The organism is Streptococcus raffinosi, assembly GCF_030284685.1.
Taxonomy (GTDB): domain Bacteria; phylum Bacillota; class Bacilli; order Lactobacillales; family Streptococcaceae; genus Streptococcus; species Streptococcus raffinosi.
Window position 1 is genome coordinate 178,185 of record NZ_JASUZV010000002.1, and the last position, 17,853, is coordinate 196,037.

General features: G+C 41.1%; 18 protein-coding genes and 1 pseudogene. 12 read left to right on the forward strand and 7 right to left on the reverse strand.

Annotation, left to right across the window (positions count from 1 at the left end; translation table 11 throughout):
- Positions 1-134: 134 nt before the first annotated feature.
- The 4 genes from QRD39_RS02325 to QRD39_RS02340 all read right to left on the reverse strand — a co-directional run bounded on the left by QRD39_RS02325 (position 135) and on the right by QRD39_RS02340 (position 3,461).
- The gene (locus QRD39_RS02325; RefSeq protein WP_002889416.1) at positions 135-482 is read right to left on the reverse strand and encodes a DUF1831 domain-containing protein; all 348 of its coding nucleotides are present in this window, start codon (positions 480-482) and stop codon (positions 135-137) included.
- 1 nt (position 483) lies between these two features.
- On the reverse strand, positions 484-1,596 hold the full coding sequence (locus QRD39_RS02330) for a cysteine desulfurase family protein (protein ID WP_285955525.1): 1,113 nt from the start codon (positions 1,594-1,596) through the stop codon (positions 484-486).
- Between the two features lie 3 nt (positions 1,597-1,599).
- Entirely contained in the window at positions 1,600-2,571 is a 972-nt protein-coding gene (locus QRD39_RS02335) for a ribose-phosphate diphosphokinase (protein WP_143568001.1), read from the reverse strand.
- A 314-nt stretch (positions 2,572-2,885) separates the two neighbouring features.
- Positions 2,886-3,461: a CYTH domain-containing protein gene (locus QRD39_RS02340; protein ID WP_285955526.1), complete on the reverse strand. Its 576-nt coding sequence runs from the start codon at positions 3,459-3,461 to the stop codon at positions 2,886-2,888.
- A gap of 95 nt (positions 3,462-3,556) precedes the next feature.
- On the opposite strand from QRD39_RS02340, the gene yjbM reads away from it, so the two are divergent.
- From yjbM to QRD39_RS02390, 10 genes are all read left to right on the forward strand, one after another.
- Positions 3,557-4,231 carry a GTP diphosphokinase gene (gene yjbM, locus QRD39_RS02345; protein ID WP_037608995.1) on the forward strand — a complete coding sequence of 225 codons (675 nt, stop codon included), beginning with the start codon at positions 3,557-3,559 and terminating at the stop codon, positions 4,229-4,231.
- The gene (locus QRD39_RS02350; protein ID WP_021146215.1) at positions 4,203-5,039 is read left to right on the forward strand and encodes an NAD kinase; all 837 of its coding nucleotides are present in this window, start codon (positions 4,203-4,205) and stop codon (positions 5,037-5,039) included. Before yjbM ends, QRD39_RS02350 begins: the two co-directional genes overlap by 29 nt.
- Positions 5,036-5,935, forward strand: a complete 900-nt coding sequence (locus QRD39_RS02355) for an RluA family pseudouridine synthase (RefSeq protein WP_285955527.1) — start codon at positions 5,036-5,038, stop codon at positions 5,933-5,935. The genes QRD39_RS02350 and QRD39_RS02355 overlap by 4 nt, the downstream gene beginning before the upstream one ends.
- A gap of 9 nt (positions 5,936-5,944) precedes the next feature.
- Entirely contained in the window at positions 5,945-6,928 is a 984-nt protein-coding gene (gene pta / locus QRD39_RS02360) for a phosphate acetyltransferase (protein ID WP_002889407.1), read from the forward strand.
- A gap of 232 nt (positions 6,929-7,160) precedes the next feature.
- Complete coding sequence (locus QRD39_RS02365) at positions 7,161-9,131, forward strand: peptide ABC transporter substrate-binding protein (RefSeq protein ID WP_285955528.1); 1,971 nt, start codon at positions 7,161-7,163, stop codon at positions 9,129-9,131.
- 342 nt (positions 9,132-9,473) lie between these two features.
- On the forward strand, positions 9,474-9,671 hold the full coding sequence (locus tag QRD39_RS02370; RefSeq protein ID WP_021152352.1) for a hypothetical protein: 198 nt from the start codon (positions 9,474-9,476) through the stop codon (positions 9,669-9,671).
- The gene (locus QRD39_RS02375; protein WP_002889404.1) at positions 9,668-11,161 is read left to right on the forward strand and encodes an ABC transporter permease; all 1,494 of its coding nucleotides are present in this window, start codon (positions 9,668-9,670) and stop codon (positions 11,159-11,161) included. The genes QRD39_RS02370 and QRD39_RS02375 overlap by 4 nt, the downstream gene beginning before the upstream one ends.
- Positions 11,161-12,087, forward strand: coding sequence for an oligopeptide ABC transporter permease OppC (oppC, locus tag QRD39_RS02380; protein WP_008535160.1), 927 nt, complete (start codon positions 11,161-11,163; stop codon positions 12,085-12,087). The genes QRD39_RS02375 and oppC overlap by 1 nt, the downstream gene beginning before the upstream one ends.
- A 9-nt stretch (positions 12,088-12,096) precedes the next feature.
- Positions 12,097-13,182, forward strand: coding sequence for an ABC transporter ATP-binding protein (locus QRD39_RS02385; protein ID WP_285955529.1), 1,086 nt, complete (start codon positions 12,097-12,099; stop codon positions 13,180-13,182).
- Entirely contained in the window at positions 13,175-14,104 is a 930-nt protein-coding gene (locus QRD39_RS02390) for an ATP-binding cassette domain-containing protein (RefSeq protein ID WP_285955530.1), read from the forward strand. Before QRD39_RS02385 ends, QRD39_RS02390 begins: the two co-directional genes overlap by 8 nt.
- Positions 14,105-14,157: 53 nt before the next feature.
- Here the strand turns inward: QRD39_RS02390 and QRD39_RS02395 are convergent, their stop codons facing one another.
- From QRD39_RS02395 to QRD39_RS02405, 3 genes and pseudogenes are all read right to left on the reverse strand, one after another.
- Positions 14,158-14,943 carry an ABC transporter permease gene (locus QRD39_RS02395; RefSeq protein ID WP_285955531.1) on the reverse strand — a complete coding sequence of 262 codons (786 nt, stop codon included), beginning with the start codon at positions 14,941-14,943 and terminating at the stop codon, positions 14,158-14,160.
- A gap of 11 nt (positions 14,944-14,954) precedes the next feature.
- Positions 14,955-15,682 (reverse strand): annotated as a pseudogene (locus QRD39_RS02400) (ABC transporter ATP-binding protein).
- Positions 15,683-15,686: 4 nt separating this feature from the next.
- Positions 15,687-16,064 (reverse strand): GntR family transcriptional regulator, encoded by a 378-nt coding sequence (locus tag QRD39_RS02405; RefSeq protein WP_008535155.1) that lies wholly within the window; start codon positions 16,062-16,064, stop codon positions 15,687-15,689.
- Positions 16,065-16,246: 182 nt separating this feature from the next.
- Here QRD39_RS02405 and QRD39_RS02410 point away from each other — a divergent pair, with 182 nt between their 5' ends.
- Together QRD39_RS02410 and QRD39_RS02415 are read left to right on the forward strand one after the other, a co-directional pair.
- Positions 16,247-17,041 carry an HAD family hydrolase gene (locus QRD39_RS02410; protein ID WP_285955532.1) on the forward strand — a complete coding sequence of 265 codons (795 nt, stop codon included), beginning with the start codon at positions 16,247-16,249 and terminating at the stop codon, positions 17,039-17,041.
- Positions 17,034-17,852, forward strand: coding sequence for a Cof-type HAD-IIB family hydrolase (locus QRD39_RS02415; protein ID WP_285955533.1), 819 nt, complete (start codon positions 17,034-17,036; stop codon positions 17,850-17,852). The genes QRD39_RS02410 and QRD39_RS02415 overlap by 8 nt, the downstream gene beginning before the upstream one ends.
- The last annotated feature ends 1 nt before the right edge of the window (position 17,853 follow it).

Here is a 17,853-nt window from a genome sequence, read left to right on the forward strand (position 1 = left end):
TCCTTTCTTGAATTAGTTTGAATATCTTATATTTTAAGAAAAGATTGTGAAGATTGCAACAAAAGAGTGTAAATGAAGCGATATAAAAAACCTATCACAAGGATAGGCGCTTTCTATGTAGCTAGAAAAATGTCTTAGACTTCTTCTTGCTCAAATACTTGACGATCAACTAGACTCTGCATCAAGAAATAAAATTTTTCTTGTAAGATGTGGTGGTCTTCTTTTTTAAAGATATTAACGTTACGAAGACCAGATTTGTCTGTGATGGACAATTTGAAGCCGGTCAAGTCTTTGTTAATAGTGATTTTAAGTGGGAAACCTTCGCCTGAGTTAGGTACTTTTTCGAGTAGGCGGTGTAACTCGTAGTTTCCGATTTTATTTTGCACAAAAGTCGTGTCACGTAGGGTGAATTTTTTGACATTGGGGCTGATGCTATAACGGTATTTGCAGTCAGCTAAATGAATGCTTTTTTCAAATGCCATGTTAGTCTCCTATGATTTGATTAAGTTTTTCGGCCAGAGCTAGAAGTTCTTCAGCAGTGTTATCCTCTGATAAACTAATACGGATAGCAGTCTTAAGCTTGTCAGAATCCTTGCCATAGAGGGCTTGAATGACATGGCTGGGGTCAACAGTTCCGGCAGTACAAGCAGAGCCCGTTGAGACAGCGAAACCAGCCAAATCTAACAGAGTTAAGAGAGGACCATTTTCCTTACCAGGAAAACTGATGTTGATAACGTGAGGTAGGCTAGGACCAGCGCTATTAATCTCGTAAGGAACGGTAAGAGCGTCTAGGAAAGTCTGACGAATTGTTTCCACATGTTGGTAATTGTCTTGGTAGTGGTCGCTGGCTTGCTTGTAAGCTGCGGTCATCCCTACAATTCCGACTAGATTTTCAGTACTGGCACGACGTTTTTCCTCTTGTTCACCACCATGGAGAAGGTTGTCAAAGTGCAAGTCATTATGATAGAGCATGCCGACACCTTTAGGTCCATGGAATTTGTGGGCGCTGATAGAGACGAAATCGGCACCGAGTTCCTCAGGGTGAATAGGAAGTTTCCCTGCAACCTGAACGGCATCCACATGGAAAGCAGCCTGGTGGTCAGCGAGTAAGTTCCCAATTTCCTTGATAGGAAGCAGTTGGCCAGTTTCGTTATTGGCATACATGACAGAAACGAGAATGGTATCGTCACGTAGAGCGTCAGCGATTTGTTGGGCTGTGATAACCTGATTTTTCGGTTGAATATAGGTTACTTCAAAACCAAAGCGTTCTTCCAGATAGGCCATGGTGTGAAGGACCGAGTGGTGTTCAATGGCCGTCGTAATCAAATGTTTCCCCTTAGCTTGATTGGCGAGGGCGTAACCTTTGATAGCTGTATTATTTCCCTCGGTCCCACCAGAAGTGAAGATAAGCTTGCGGGCAGGAACGTCGAACTGTTTGGCCATTTCCTCACGTGCTTCACGGAGTTCTCTGGAAGCTTGGCGCCCATAAGCATGAAGACTCGATGGATTTCCAAAGGTTTCAGTCATGACATGGGTCATAGCTGAGATAGCAGCGGCATTCAATGGTGTTGTCGCTGCATTGTCCAAATAAACCATAACTTAGTCCTCATTAGATTTATAAGCAAAGAGTGGGCTAAGTGGTTGGCGTTCAAAGATACGAGTAATAGCGTTGGCAATGAGCTTACTTGCTGAAATGTATTTAACGTTTGTTGGAACTTTTTCTTTAGTTGCAACGGAGTCTGTCACCAAGATTTCTTTGATTGGTGCAACGTTGAGGATTTCAGCAGCTCCACCTCCGAAGAGACCGTGGCTAGCTACGGCATAGATGTCTTTCACACCAGCACGTTCAAGGATTTTGGCAGCTTCGGCAAAAGTTTTACCAGTATTAAGAATATCATCAACAATGATGGCTGTTTTGCCTTCAACTTCACCGATGATATAGCCTTCTTCACGTTCAGCGTCATCTTGGGCGTAGTCGATGATAGCGATTGGGGCATCAAGGTATTCTGCCAAGCCACGAGCACGTTTGACACCAGAGTTTTTAGGACTAACAACGACAATATCACTACCTGTGAATCCTTTTTCGTTGTAGTATGCCGCAAATAAAGGCATCGTGAAGAGATTATCCACTGGAATGTCAAAGAAACCTTGAACTTGGACAGCGTGAAGATCAAGAGTCAAAATGCGGTTAACGCCAGCTTTAACAAGCATGTTGGCAATCAATTTAGCAGTGATTGGTTCACGTGAAGCAGCGATACGGTCTTGACGTGCGTAACCAAAATAAGGCATTACCACGTTGACAGAGTTTGCACTGGCACGTTTGCAGGCATCAATCATGATTAGTAATTCCCAGAGGTAGTCGTTGACAGGTTTATTAGTAGATTGGATGATATAGATATCGTCCCCACGAACAGACTCTTCGATGTTAATCATGATTTCTCCATCAGAGAATTGACGTGAAGAAACTTTACCAAGTGGCAATCCGGTAGCCTCAGCAATTTTTTCAGCAATTTCGGGATTTGAGCTGAGAGAGAACAATTTCAATTGTGGGTTTGCTTTTTGATGTACCATGATAATGGTGACTCCTTTAATAAATAAGTGCTAAGCCCAGTTAGGGCTATTATAAATTAAACTACAGATAGTTCTATTTTAGCAAAAAGCAGCAGAAATTTCAGCCATCAAACTATGATATGAACGAAAATGACGAACCTTTAGAGAAAAATTGTCTCTTGTATGCGTTTTTAGACCAAACAGTAATGGTATTTCTGGCTACTCCTTTGGTTATCAAAAAAGACAAGGCACAAACCTTGTCTCAGAAATGGAATGAATTTTTTTATAGACTGGCATCGTAACTAATGAGCAGATTTTTTATCAGCTATTGTTAATTAGTCTTTATCGCGCTTGAGAGTAGCTACAAAGCGTGCTACCTTACTTTTGGCATATTTAAAGTTAATGTTATTTTCTTTAAGAAAGGCATCGAAGTCATCTTTGCCTTTTTCGGCATCCAAAACTTCCAACTCCAGTTCATAGTCTTTCTTGTCAGCGTAAACATTGACATCAAGGGCCATAAGCCCAATGTTGGTCTGGTATTCACGACGGGTTGTGGTTAAATGCCCGAGAATGGTCAAGTCCTCTAACGTAACCCCACGCTCCAGAAGAATGGACTTGATTTGGCAATCGGGAAAGTCAAGTGACTTGGTCATAGCCTTAGCCTCTGCACAATCCATGGTGACGTTGTACTCCATGTTTCCAACCTTCTCAGGAATTTTCAGAGTCAGTTCTCCATGAGTCGGAAGCGTTCGGATGCGTAAAGACAACTTTTTGCTCTTCATATCACCCTGAATGGTGTCAATGTAATAGTTTGTTTGTGTAACAGGTGTTACATGGGAGAAAAGCATAGCCAAACGATTATACTCATCTTTGGTGAGTAGAGTTTTGTACTCTATCTCTAAATGGTTCATGTGTGTCCCTCCCTCGTCCTTTAAATATGGTATAATATAACAGATTGTTTTTATTTTATAAAAAACTAAAGCTTTTGACAAGGAGGAGTCCTATCTTGACCATGGATTGGGAAGAATTTTTAGACCCCTATATTCAGGCCGTAGGTGAGCTCAAAATTAAGCTCCGAGGCATTCGTAAACAATTTCGTAAGAAAAATCGTCACTCGCCCATTGAATTTGTGACGGGCCGTGTGAAGTCAGTGGCTTCCATTGAGGAAAAAATTGCCCTACGTGGCCTGTCTGTTGAGAATTTGGCCAAGGAAATGCAAGATATTGCTGGACTGCGTATTATGGTCCAATTTGTCGATGATGTGGATGAGGTTTTGGCTTTGCTTCGTCATCGTAGTGATATGACTATTGTTTCAGAGCGAGACTATATCAGAAACCGTAAACATTCGGGTTATCGCTCTTATCATGTTATCGTGTCTTATCCTGTTGATACCATTGATGGTCGTAAGGAAATCCTTGCCGAAATTCAAATTCGGACTTTGGCCATGAACTTTTGGGCCACTATTGAACATTCCCTTAATTATAAATATCAGGGAAATTTTCCAGAGGAGATTAAACTCCGCTTGGAAAATACGGCACGCATGGCCTATCAGCTTGATGAAGAGATGCGTAAGATACGTGATGATATTCGAGATGCTCAGTTGCTCTTTGATCCAATCAACAGAACTTTGAAAGATAGTGTAGGAAATAGTGATGACACAGATGAAGACCTTTTCGGATGAGATGAAGGTGGCTATTATTGCTAATGGCAAGCCCCAGAGTAGGCGTGTTGCCTCAAAACTTTTTAATGCCTTTCGAGACGATCCTGATTTTTATTTAACTAAGAAAAATCCTGATGTGGTTATCTCTATCGGTGGTGATGGCATGTTGCTATCAGCCTTTCATATGTATGAAAAAGAGCTTGCTCGTGTCCGTTTTGTTGGCATTCATACGGGGCATTTGGGATTTTATACAGATTATTTAGATGGTGAGGTTGAGCAGTTGATTGAAACCTTGCGTAAGGATCGTGGCGAGAAGATTTCTTACCCGCTCTTAAATGTCAAGCTAACCTTGGCTGATGGCCGTTCCTTTACATCAATTGCGCTCAATGAAGCAGCTATTAAACGTAATGAAAAAACTATGGCAGCTGATGTCTGCCTCAATGACATCTTATTTGAGAGCTTCCGTGGGGATGGACTGTCTGTAGCAACACCGACAGGTTCGACTGCCTACAATAAATCCTTGGGTGGTGCAGTTCTTCATCCCACTATTGAGGCCCTGCAATTGACTGAGATTGCCAGTCTTAATAACCGTGTTTACCGTACCTTGGGCAGTCCACTTATTGTTCCTAAGAATGAGAAAATTACCGTTTATCCTACCCGAATGGGGAGCTACACGCTTTCGGTCGATAATAAAACCTACACTAATCGTAATGTGCAAAAGGTAGAGTTCTCAATTGACCAGCGTAAGATTTCCTTTGTGGCTAGTGCCAGTCATACCAGTTTCTGGGAGCGTGTACGTGATTCCTTTATCGGAGACATGGAAGAATGAGATATGAATTTACTGTGGGACGTTCCTGCCGAGTAAAGACCTTTTTGAAGGAGCATGATGTTTCCAAAGGACTTTTGGCTAAGATTAAGTTTGAGGGCGGTCATATCTGGGTCAATGGTGAGGAGCAGTTTGCGACCTACCCTGTTCATGAGGGAGATGTGGTCGCTATAGAGATTCCTGATGAGGAACCACATGATACCTTAACTCCCATCCCGTTTGACTTGGATATTGTCTATGAAGATGATAACTTCTTGGTGGTGAACAAGCCATATGGTTATGCTAGTATTCCAAGTGTCAATCATGACAACACCATGGCTAATTTTGTTAAATATCACTTTGTTAGCAATGATTATCCCAATCAGCGAGTGCATATTGTGACACGTCTGGACAAGGACACGTCTGGACTCATGCTTTTTGCCAAGCATGGTTATGCCCATGCACGTATGGATAAGCAGTTGCAGCAGAAGTCCATTAAGAAGCACTACTATGCCTTGGTGGAGGGTGATACTAAACTTGAGGAACAGGGAGAAATCATTGCACCCATTGCGCGTGATGTGGATTCCATCATCACACGTCGGGTCCATAAATCAGGGAAATATGCTCATACCAGTTATCGTTTGGTAGGTGATTATGGGCGAGTTAAGTTGGTTGATATTAACCTTCATACTGGACGGACGCACCAGATTCGTGTGCACTTTGCTCATTTGGGCCTTCCTCTTTTGGGAGATGACCTTTATGGGGGCTCTCTAAATTATGGGATTGAACGTCAGGCCTTGCATTGTCACCGTCTTGCTTTTGTCAATCCCTTTACCAAGAAAGAGATGGTCTTTGCGTCTTCCTTGACAGATGACTTTGAAACCGTTATCATGGACTTACAAACTAAAAAGATTGATTGAGGAGTATTTATGCGTAGTCTATTTGGTGAACTTCGTGAACGTATTTTAGGAAAGAACATTAAGATTGTTTTTCCTGAGGGTAATGACGACCGTGTGGTTCGTGCAGCTGCCCGTTTGAAATTTGAAGGATTGGTGGATCCTATTATCTTGGGAGACCCAGCTGAGGTTCACAAAATCTTGAATGATCTTGGTTTTGCAGATTTTAACTATACGATTATTAATCCTGAAACCTATGAAGGTCTTGAGGAAATGAAGGAAAAATTTGTTGAAATCCGTAAAGGAAAAGCGACAATTGAAGATGCGGACAAGTTGCTTCGTGATGTTAACTATTTTGGTGTTATGTTAGTGAAACTTGGTCTTGCTGATGGTATGGTTTCAGGTGCTATTCACTCAACAGCCGATACAGTACGTCCTGCCCTTCAAGTTATCAAGACAAAACCAGGCATTTCACGTACTTCAGGTGTTTTCCTTATGAACCGTGAAAACACTAACCAACGTTTGGTTTTTGCTGACTGTGCTATTAACATTGATCCAAATGCTCAAGAATTGGCAGAAATTGCTGTTAATACTGCTGATACAGCTGCCATTTTCGGGCTTGATCCTAAAGTGGCCATGCTTAGCTTCTCAACAAAAGGTTCTGCCAAATCACCAAAAGTGGATAAGGTTGTTGAAGCAACAGCTCTTGCTAAGGAGATGCGTCCTGACTTGGCTATTGATGGTGAGTTGCAGTTTGATGCAGCTTTTGTTCCAGCAACAGCGGCTATTAAGGCACCAGATAGTGATGTAGCAGGACAAGCTAATGTCTTTGTCTTCCCAGGTTTGCAGGCTGGTAATATTGGCTATAAGATTGCCCAACGATTGGGAATGTTCGAAGCTATTGGGCCAATCTTGCAAGGTCTCAATAAACCAGTTAACGACCTTTCTCGTGGTGCTAGTGCCGAAGACATTTACAATCTAGCGATTATCACAGCTGCTCAAGCACTTAATAATTAAAAGTAATGATAAAAGGAGGTCTGGCCGAGTGGCTGGGCCTTTTTATGCAACTTTTGTGATTAAAAATAAATCAACTTAAACTAAAGGAAACCCTTTATTGATAAGGAATCGCAGTGGTTTTCGTGTTTACAAATGTTATCGAATTGTACAAAAGATTCTAATAATAACTGTTCTTTTTGATTATTTATGCTATAATGAAGCTGTAAAAAATTTTATATTTTGGAGAAATCTTATGAAAAAAAGTAAATGGTTAGCCTTAGCAGGCGTTGCCGTCCTTAGTGTTGGTATTTTGGCGGCTTGTTCATCTAAGTCTAGTACTAGTGGTACTACTTATGGTTACGTTTACAGTTCAGATCCTGAAACTTTGGATTACATTACCTCAAATACAGGACCTACAACAACTGCTGTGACAAATGGTGTTGATGGTCTTATGGAAACAGATAAATATGGTAATCTTGTACCTTCAGTGGCTGAAGATTGGTCTGTCTCTCAAGATGGTCTAACCTATACTTATAAAATCCGTAAAGGGGTTAAATGGTATACCTCTGATGGTGAAGAGTACGCTGATGTTACAGCTAAAGACTTTGTAACTGGTCTTAAGCATGCGGCAGACTCAAAAGCTGGTGCTCTCTATTTGGTTCAAGATTCTATTGCTGGTTTGTCTGACTACCTATCAGGTGCCAATAAAGATTTCTCAAAGGTTGGTGTTAAGGCAATTGATGACCATACCTTGCAATATACACTTAAACGACCAGAGCCATACTGGAACTCTAAGACAACTTATGGTTTGCTTTTCCCAGTCAATGCAGACTTCCTTAAAACTAAAGGAAAAGATTTTGGTAAGTCAACAGACCCAACCTCTATCCTCTACAATGGTCCTTTCCTTCTCAAATCTTTGACAGCTAAATCATCAATCGAGTTGACTAAGAACGAAAACTACTGGGATAAGAAGAACGTTCACTTTGATGCTATCAAATTGACCTATGATGATGGTTCTGATCCAGAATCTTTGGAACGTAGTTTCACTGATGGTGCTTATAGTATTGCTCGTGTCTACCCAATGAGCTCTAACTATGCATCTGTCGAAAAGAAATATAAAGATAATATCTTCTATACTGCAGCAGGTGCGTCAACATCAGCCATGAGTGTCAATATTGACCGTCAAAGTTACAAATACACTGCTAAAAAGACTGATGCTGAAAAGACTTCAACGAAAAAAGCTCTTTTGAATAAAGACTTCCGTCAATCAATTAACTTTGCTATTGACCGTACGGTATATCAATCACAAGTCAACGGTAAGGATGGAGCAGCTAAAGCTATTCGAAATCTCTTTGTTCCTTCTGACTTCGTTAGTGCAGGAGATAAGACCTTTGGAGATCTTGTTACTGAAAAGATGAGTTCATATGGTGATGAGTGGTCAGGCGTCAACTTTGCTGATGGTCAAGATGGTCTCTACAATGCAGAAAAAGCCAAAACTGAGTTTAGTAAGGCTAAAGAAGCTCTCCAAGGAGAAGGTGTTCAATTCCCAATCCACTTGGACCTTCCAGTTGACCAAAGTTCTAAACTTAATGTTTCTCAAGCGCAATCTTTGAAACAAACCATTGAAAAATCATTGGGAAGTGACAATGTGGTGATTGATATCAACCAATTGTCATCTGATGATATGCAAAATGCAACCCTTAATGCGCCAAATGCGGCTGCAGAAGATTGGGATATCTCAAATGGTGTTGTTTGGAGTCCAGACTATCAAGACCCATCAACTTATCTTAATATCTTTAAGACAACATCAAATGAAAACACTAAGACCTTCATGGGATATGATAACCCAAATAATGCGGCAGCAGCCCAAGTAGGACTTAAAGATTATGATGCCTTGCTTGACTCAGCAGATTCTGAAACAACAGATCTCAATGTACGTTATGATCGTTATGCTCAAGCTCAAGCTTGGTTAGAAGATAGTTCACTTGTCATTCCTTTGACGGTTGGTAACGGTGCAGCTCCAGTTGTCTCACGTTTGACACCATTTACAGGTTCATATACTCAAGTGGGTGATAAGAGTTCAGGTGACTACTTCAAATATGTTAAACCACAAGAAAAAGTAGTTACTAAGAAAGAATATGAACAAAGTCGTGAAAAATGGCTTAAAGAAAAGAAAGTATCTAACGAAAAAGCTCAAAAAGATCTTGCCAAACACGTTAAATAATGCAATGGAAAGAGGCGCGAGCCTTTTTCTTTTGGCCAAAGATCTATCAAAATACCTTTGAAAGTAGCTATCAATTGTGAGAAAGAAGGCATAAGACAAAATATTCTGACAATTGCTGTTATTTCGATTTTTATGGTATAATGGTGACATAACTATGATTTTTTGGAGAATGCTTATGAAAAAAAGAAGATAGTGCGTTACGAATGTTAAACTGAAAGACAAGCAAAGTTGTGGGGAGGTCATCCTCAGGCTACTTTGGTGAATCAGAGTGTCCTACCAGCGCATGCTTGATTGATAACAGACTCTGGTGACTACTCAAGTAGGAGCTGAGGGTTCTGGCAGATGTTCACACATCTTGAACCTAAAAAAGCTGTTGTCACTAAGAAAAATGATGATAAAGCCCGTGAAAACTGGTTTAAAGAAAAGTCTAAGTCCAACGAACACGCTCAAAAAATCATGAGAATGACGTTAAATAAAAGGACGATAGAACTTTCTCATTTGATTGGGAAAGTTCTTTTGGAGTTAAAGGAAGAGACATGAAAAAATACATTTTATTGAGAACCCTTCGTTCTCTATTGTCAATATTTGTCGTGACGGCCTTGACCTACACCATTATTTATACCATGGTGCCGAGGCGTCTGATTTTCAGACAGGACCCTAACTACAACAAGATTGCAAAGACAGCCGATTCGAAGGCTAACTATGAAAATACAATCTATGAGCGAATGGGTTATATTGATTACTATGACACCAAGGAATTGCAGGAAAAAGCAAGCTCGCTTGATAAGTCTGTAACGACTAAACCAACCAAGGCCAATAAGGCTATCTACCAAAAATATGTGGATAGTTTGGGACGTGGCTGGCATTTGCAGCAGTTTAAGGAAAGTAAGCAATTTTATGCGACACGTGATGTGCCAGTACTTGAACGTGTATTTGGCTTCTATAAGCACCTCTTTGAATTTGACAATACAGGATGGGTAAAAGATAAAACAAATCCAAACTTGAAACGTTACATTCGAATTGAAAATGATCCCGCTATTGGTTGGTCAGTGGTTGGTTCAGGGACTAAGCATAAATATCTGCTTTACTTTAATGGTCAGTTCCCATTTGTTCACCAAAACTTCGTGAAGATGAACCTTGGTACGTCTTATCCAACCTATGCTGATCAGGGTGTTCTTGATGTCATTACGCAGGGCCAAGGACAAACCTTAACAACTGATGTGAATTTCCCAACGGGTAAAAAGCCATCTTCAGTGGATATTTACTCTCGTACCTATAAATCACCAAGTCAGGCTGACGAAAGAGACCGTTCTTTGTTTGGCAATGATCCTTATACAGCAACGAAAAGTCATTACCAGTATCCATCAATGGTGACAAGCTCTGCTATTGCTGGATTGATTGGCTTGGTCTTGTCTTATGCCTTGGCGATTCCATTAGGGTCATACATGGCCCGCTTAAAGAACACCCTCTTTGATAGCGTGTCAACAGGTATTCTGACCTTCTTGCTTTCTCTACCAACTATTGCCTTGGTTTATATCATTCGATTGATTGGTTCTGAAATTGGGCTTCCGGATTCCTTCCCAATCTTGGGAGCAGGTGACTGGCGTTCTTATGTCTTGCCATCTGTTATTCTTGGACTCTTGTCAACGCCAGGACTTGCCATTTGGATTCGTCGTTATATGATTGACCTGCAATCTCAAGACTTCGTTCGTTTTGCACGCGCCAAAGGGTTGTCAGAAAAAGAAATTTCAAACAAACACATTTTCAAAAATGCGATGGTATCCTTGGTTTCAGGAATTCCAGCATCTATCGTAAGTGTTATCACCGGAGCTACCTTGACAGAAACTATTTTTGCCTATCCTGGTATGGGTAAAATGTTGATTGATTCTGTTCGTGCTTCAAATAATGCTATGGTTGTGGGTCTGGTGTTTATTTTCACAGCCCTCACCATCTTCTCATTGCTTGTGGGTGATATCCTTATGACAGTGATTGACCCACGTATCAAATTGACATCTAAAGGAGGTAAATAATGGCTTCAATTGATAAAAGTAAGTTCCAATTTGTAAAGCGCGATGATTTTGCCTCTGAAACAATTGATGCACCGGCTTATTCTTATTGGAAATCGGTGATGCGTCAGTTCCTTAAAAAGAAATCAACAGTAGTCATGTTGGGTATCTTGATTGCCATTGTTTTGATGAGTTTTATCTACCCGATGTTTTCAAAATTTGATTTCAATGATGTCTCAAAAGTTAATGATTTCAGTTTGCGTTATGTCCATCCTAATGCTCAATATTGGTTTGGTACCGATAGTAATGGTAAGTCTCTATTCGACAGTGTTTGGTTTGGTGCGCGTAATTCAATCCTTATCGCTGTTATCGCTACCTTCCTTAATGTTGTCATTGGTTTGCTTGTGGGTGCTGTTTGGGGGATTTCTAAGACCTTCGATATGGTTATGATGGAAATCTACAACATCATCTCAAATATCCCTGACCTCCTTGTGGTTATTGTCTTGACTTATTCATTGGGTGCTGGTTTCTGGAATATGATTTTTGCCATGACTGTGACAGGTTGGATTGGGATTGCCTATAGTATCCGTATTCAAATCATGCGTTACCGTGATTTGGAGTACAACTTGGCTTCCCGTACACTGGGAACACCAACGGCAAAGATTGTGGTTAAAAATATCATGCCGCAACTTGTGTCAGTTATCGTGACCATGGCTAGTCAGCTCTTGCCAGGATTCATCTCTTACGAAGCTTTCCTTTCCTACTTCGGTTTGGGGCTTCCCGTTACAACACCTAGTCTAGGTCGTTTGATTTCAGACTATGCTCAGAACGTTACGGTCAATGCTTATCTTTTCTGGATTCCATTGACAACCTTGATTCTCGTTTCTCTTGCCCTCTTTATTGTTGGTCAAAACTTAGCGGATGCTAGTGACCCACGTACGCATAGATAGGAGTCCAATATGACAGAAAATAAAAATGTAATATTATCGGCTCGCGATATCGTCGTGGAATTTGACGTTCGTGACCGTGTTTTGACAGCTATTCGAGGGGTTTCCCTTGATTTGGTTGAAGGTGAGGTTTTGGCCTTGGTTGGTGAGTCTGGTTCAGGTAAATCAGTCTTGACTAAAACTTTCACAGGGATGCTTGAAGAAAATGGCCGTGTAGCTAGTGGATCTATTAATTATCGTGGTCAAGATTTAACAAAACTTAAGAGTCACCAAGATTGGGCACCAATTCGTGGAGCTAAGATTGCAACAATCTTCCAGGATCCTATGACCAGTCTGGACCCTATTAAGACTATCGGTAATCAAATTGTTGAAGTCATTGTCAAGCATCAAGGTAAATCGCCTAAGGAAGCTAAGAAAATGGCCATTGACTATATGGACAAGGTCGGTATTCCTGATGCGGAGGAACGTTTCAATGAATATCCTTTCCAATATTCTGGTGGGATGCGTCAACGTATCGTTATTGCCATTGCCCTAGCTTGTCGTCCTGATATTCTTATCTGTGACGAGCCAACAACGGCTCTTGACGTGACCATTCAGGCTCAAATCATTGACCTCTTGAAATCACTTAAAGAGGAGTATGGTTTCTCTGTCATTTTCATTACCCATGACCTTGGTGTCGTAGCCAGTATCGCTGATAAGGTTGCGGTTATGTATGCTGGTGAAATCATTGAGTTTGCTACGGTTGAGGAAATTTTCTATGAACCTTGCCATCCCTATACTTGGAGCTTGCTGTCAAGCTTGCCACAGTTGGCTGCTGATAAGGGTGAACTCTTCTCAATTCCAGGGACACCACCGTCACTTTATACACCGGTTGTTGGGGATGCCTTTGCCTTGCGTTCAGACTATGCTATGCAGATTGACTTCGAGGAAAAAGCGCCACAATTCCAAGTTTCAGATACTCACTGGGCTAAGACCTGGCTCTTACATGAGGATGCGCCAAAAGTTGAAAAACCTGAGGTCATCCAAAATCTACATGAAAAAATCCGTGCCAATATGGGATTTGCACATTTAGAAGATGAGGAGGAAGGCAATGCCTGAGAAGTTAGTTGAAGTAAAAGATGTGGAGATTTCCTTCGGTGAGGGAATCAAGAAATTCGTTGCGGTCCACAATGCTAATTTTTTCATCAACAAGGGTGAAACCTTTTCCCTCGTTGGTGAGTCTGGTAGTGGTAAGACGACTATCGGGCGTGCCATTATTGGTCTAAATGATACAAGTAATGGCGACATTTTATTTGACGGTAAGAAAATTAATGGTCACTTATCTCACTCTGAGAAAAATGACCTTATCCGTCGTATTCAGATGATTTTCCAAGACCCTGCAGCGAGTTTGAATGAACGTGCGACGGTTGACTATATCTTGTCTGAGGGTTTGTATAACTTCCATCTTTATAAGGATGAAGAAGACCGTAAGGCTAAAATCAAGGAAATCATCAAAGAAGTAGGGCTTCTCGAAGAGCACTTGACACGTTATCCTCACGAATTTTCTGGGGGACAACGTCAACGTATCGGGATTGCGCGTTCCTTGGTTATGCAACCTGATTTGGTTATTGCCGATGAACCGATTTCAGCCCTTGACGTGTCAGTCCGTGCCCAAGTCTTGAACTTGCTTAAGAAATTCCAAAAAGAGTTGGGATTGACCTACCTCTTTATTGCTCATGACTTGTCAGTGGTCCGTTTCATTTCTGACCGTATCGCTGTTATTTACAAGGGGACAATTGTGGAAGTTGCAGAAACGGAAGAACTCTACAACAATCCTATTCACCCTTACACCAAGTCACTCTTGTCTGCTGTTCCTATTCCAGACCCAATCTTGGAACGTAAGAAAGTTTTGAAGGTTTATGATCCAAACCAACACGACTATTCTGTCGATAAACCAGAAATGGCTGAAGTACGCCCAGGACACTTCGTTTGGGGGAACAAGGCCGAAATCGAGACTTACCGTAAAGAACAAAGCAAATAAGTCTTTTCAATGCAAAAAAAAAATCGTGTTCCAAAAGGAACACGGTTTTTATTTTAGTCTAAATTCAAGCGCTTGGTCATGATATAGTAGGTACCAAAGTAGCTTGCAACGATAATAATGATAGACTGAATGATACCCAAAATATATGTCAAATTGTTCATTGAATTACTTGTAATATTTGAAGTCAAAGCAGCGCTAAATCCAAAGAAGAAACCAATAAAGAATAGGATAGACTGAATAGCGAAATAAGCGACAAACCCCATAAGAATTTTGTTAGTGTTGAAGAGATTTCCGATGCTAATACAGAGGTAATAAAGTAGAATACCGGCAATTGTTCCTAAAATTGTAGCAGGAATGAAGAGGTAGAGGGCCCCCATTTCTTTTAAGATTTGACCAAAGTAGCTGGTAGTCAGGAGGATATCTTTCATATCAAGGTTGAAAGCGGCTATAATTCCAATTGAAGTGAGTACAACGAGAGATGAAATCGTATCTAAAATAAAGGCTACAAAGAGTTTAGACAAGACAAGCTGGTGTGCTGAAACAGGAAGCGTGTTGCTTAGGTAGCCTTCTCGTCCGAAGACGCTGGTCGCAAAGCGTTTGATGATGAGGACAATAGTTGCGATATAGATGGTTCCCCAAACAACAATGGTAGCAATAACAATCAGTGTAAAGAAGGCCATAAAAAGTAGGCTTGGTTCCTTATGGCTATGTTCAAAGGAGACTATTAATTTTTGAAGCATTAAGCCCAAAGGTATAGACAGTAGGATGGCAATCCCGTAGATGCCAAGGTACCACTTGCGGACTGATTGTAATTCATACTTAACTAATTTCCAAAACATGCTCATACCTCCTAGTTGTGGAACATCTCTCTGAAGAGCTTGTCAATAGACTTGCCATGGGCTTGGCGGATATTATCGGCATCTCCTTGAAGTTCAATCTGACCGTATTTTAAGAAAACAACCTCGTCTAAAATAGATTCAACATCTGAAATCAAATGAGTTGAGATGATAACAGAAGCTTTTTCCGAGTATTGGTTGATGATGGTCCTGAGGATATAGTCACGAGATGCAGGGTCAACGCCACCAATAGGCTCATCAAGAAGATAGAGCTTGGCCTCTCGGCTCATAACCAAAATCAACTGAACTTTTTCCTTGTTTCCTTTTGAGAGGTCTTTGAGACGAAGATTAGGTTGAAGGTGTAGATCCTCCAGAAGTTGCAAGGCAAGAGGATAGCGAAAGTCGGCATAGAAATCTTGGAAGAAGTCCAAGTAGTATTGGATGGTCTTACTTTCATCTAAATAGGTTGTGTCAGGCAGATAAGCCACTTGTGACTTGGTGATAGGTGATGGCTCAAATCCGTTAATCGTTACAAGACCAGAAGTTGGCTGAAGGAGGCCATTCAAAATCTTAATAAGGGTAGTTTTACCACTTCCATTTGGTCCTAGGAGACCAACAATCTTTCCTGAAGGGATAGTCATAGTCACATCTCTTAGGAAGGGATAGTCATAGTCACATCTCTTAGGGCTGGAATACCATTGTAGGTTTTGGTGAGATTTGTTAAAGTTACAATATCAGTCATCAGTCTATAACTCCTTTCCTCTTTGTTCAATGTAGTCGGTGATAATGGTTTTAATTTCAGGTGAACTGAAGCCAATAGCCGACATTTCAGTGACAAAGTTCTTAATCAGGTTTTGAGCAATTTCGTGTCGTTTTTGGTTAATGAGTTTCTCGTCTTCGGTGACAAAGCGACCAGAAGTACGGGCAGAGTAAACCAAACCTTCTTTTTCCAGTTCTTGGAAGGCCCTTTGTACGGTGTTTGGATTGACACCGGCTTCTTGAGCGAATTCTCGAACGGGTAAAAGTTGTTGCCCCATGCTTAATTCTTTAGAAGCAATTTTAAGTTTTACACGATAGGCGATTTGAAGATAAATGGGTGATTTTTCATCAAATGTCCAAGCCATAAGAGACTCCTTTCTAGGAAATATCATTACATTATTTTTGTACTACAGTAATGATACAACTTAAAAACATAATTTGCAAGTGAAATACTATATTTTCTCTCATAACTATGGCTTTTCCCTAACTTATGTTTCTATTTTTGGTACAATAGGGGCAAGTGTATTCGACCTGAAGGGAGATTATTTTGAAAATTTTAGCAACAGATATGGATGGTACTTTTTTGGATCATCATGGTACTTATGATAAAGCACGTTTGGATAGCCTGTTGGATGCTTGTGAGGCCAAGGACTATGTTTTTACAGTTGCCTCTGGACGGGCTCTTTTAGCCTTGGAGGAGCTTTTTGACGGGTTTGTGGACCGTATTGCTGTCATTGCGGAAAACGGAGCCTTGGTTCAGTATAAGGGTCAGGTCTTGTTTGAGTCCAAGCTAGAACCTAAAGATTATTTGGAAATTGCAGACACGACTTTAGCCTTGCCAACCTGTGAAGGAATACTTCTGTCAGGCCGCCAGGGAGCTTACGCACCTAACGACGCTGATCCTGCCTATCTTAAAGCTATGGAACGTTATTATAAAAATGTCGTGGCGACAGACCTTGAATCAGTGACGGATGATATTTTTAAGGTGACAGCTAAGTTCCAAGGGGATACCATCATGGAGCGTGGTGACTATCTCAACACGATTTTTGAGGATATGACGGCTGTGACAACTGGCTTTGACTCTATGGATATTATTCTTAAGGGTGTGGATAAGGGCTTTGGCCTCTACCATCTCTGTCAAGAGTTAGGGCGTCAGGCTTCTGATGTTGTGGCTTTTGGTGATAATCTCAATGATATGGAGATGTTGACCTTTGCGGGTCGTGCCATTGCGATGGGAAATGCGCGTGATGAGATTAAGGCTGTAGCTGATGAAGTGATTGGTCACCATAAAGATGGTGCCGTCTTTGACTATATGGAAGGGTTGGTAGGTTCAGATGTCTGATATTAAACTACTGGCCTTGGATTTGGATGGGACGCTTTTTACTAAGGATAAGCAGGTTACTGTTGAAAATAGAGAGGCTCTAAAAGCGGCAGAGGATAAGGGGGTTCACGTGGTGATTACGACTGGTCGTCCTCTTCCTGCAATCGACCATATTTTGAAAGATTTGGACTTGTTGGACGACAAGCATTACAGCGTGACTTTTAATGGTGGCTTGGTTCAGCGCAATAACGGTGATATCCTCGTAAAGAAGGAGATGAGTCGAGAGGATATAGAGCAGGTTTATGCTGCTTTTGAACCTCTGGGACTTCCCATGGATGTTCTCAGTGATGGCATCGTCTATGGTGTGCCAAGTAAAGGAAACCACTCTCTCTACCGCCAGGCTAATCCAGCCCTAACCTTTGTTGATGTGAATAGCATTGATGACATTCCGAAGAATATCGTCTATAATAAGATTGTTACGGTCTGTGAGGAGGCGTTTTTGGATGCACAAATTCCCAAATTGCCTAAACAGCTTTCCGAAGACTTTGAAGTTTTTAAGTCTCGAGAAATTATCCTTGAAGTGATGCCTAAGGGTGTTCATAAGGCTGAGGGCTTGAAACTATTGTCAGATTATCTGGGCATTGACCAAAGTCAAGTCATGGCCATGGGTGATGAAGAAAACGATTTGACCATGTTGAAATGGGCTGGTCTCGGTGTGGCTATGGCTAATGGTGTTGATAAAGTCAAGGCTGTCGCAGATGCTGTAACAACCCAAACGAATGAAGAATCTGGTGTGGCTGAGGCCATCCATAACTATATTTTAGAGAAATAAG

Bases quoted from the DNA above. Each gene is read 5' to 3' on its own strand.
- QRD39_RS02340 (WP_285955526.1), bottom strand. From the start codon at position 3,461: ATGAACCATTTAGAGATAGAGTACAAAACTCTACTCACCAAAGATGAG.
- QRD39_RS02395 (WP_285955531.1), bottom strand. From the start codon at position 14,943: ATGTTTTGGAAATTAGTTAAGTATGAATTACAATCAGTCCGCAAGTGG.
- QRD39_RS02370 (WP_021152352.1), top strand. From the start codon at position 9,474: ATGTTCACACATCTTGAACCTAAAAAAGCTGTTGTCACTAAGAAAAAT.
- QRD39_RS02365 (WP_285955528.1), top strand. From the start codon at position 7,161: ATGAAAAAAAGTAAATGGTTAGCCTTAGCAGGCGTTGCCGTCCTTAGT.
- QRD39_RS02335 (WP_143568001.1), bottom strand. From the start codon at position 2,571: ATGGTACATCAAAAAGCAAACCCACAATTGAAATTGTTCTCTCTCAGC.
- QRD39_RS02325 (WP_002889416.1), bottom strand. From the start codon at position 482: ATGGCATTTGAAAAAAGCATTCATTTAGCTGACTGCAAATACCGTTAT.
- QRD39_RS02375 (WP_002889404.1), top strand. From the start codon at position 9,668: ATGAAAAAATACATTTTATTGAGAACCCTTCGTTCTCTATTGTCAATA.
- QRD39_RS02390 (WP_285955530.1), top strand. From the start codon at position 13,175: ATGCCTGAGAAGTTAGTTGAAGTAAAAGATGTGGAGATTTCCTTCGGT.
- QRD39_RS02405 (WP_008535155.1), bottom strand. From the start codon at position 16,064: ATGGCTTGGACATTTGATGAAAAATCACCCATTTATCTTCAAATCGCC.
- QRD39_RS02350 (WP_021146215.1), top strand. From the start codon at position 4,203: ATGACACAGATGAAGACCTTTTCGGATGAGATGAAGGTGGCTATTATT.
- QRD39_RS02415 (WP_285955533.1), top strand. From the start codon at position 17,034: ATGTCTGATATTAAACTACTGGCCTTGGATTTGGATGGGACGCTTTTT.
- oppC (WP_008535160.1), top strand. From the start codon at position 11,161: ATGGCTTCAATTGATAAAAGTAAGTTCCAATTTGTAAAGCGCGATGAT.
- QRD39_RS02330 (WP_285955525.1), bottom strand. From the start codon at position 1,596: ATGGTTTATTTGGACAATGCAGCGACAACACCATTGAATGCCGCTGCT.
- pta (WP_002889407.1), top strand. From the start codon at position 5,945: ATGCGTAGTCTATTTGGTGAACTTCGTGAACGTATTTTAGGAAAGAAC.
- QRD39_RS02355 (WP_285955527.1), top strand. From the start codon at position 5,036: ATGAGATATGAATTTACTGTGGGACGTTCCTGCCGAGTAAAGACCTTT.
- QRD39_RS02385 (WP_285955529.1), top strand. From the start codon at position 12,097: ATGACAGAAAATAAAAATGTAATATTATCGGCTCGCGATATCGTCGTG.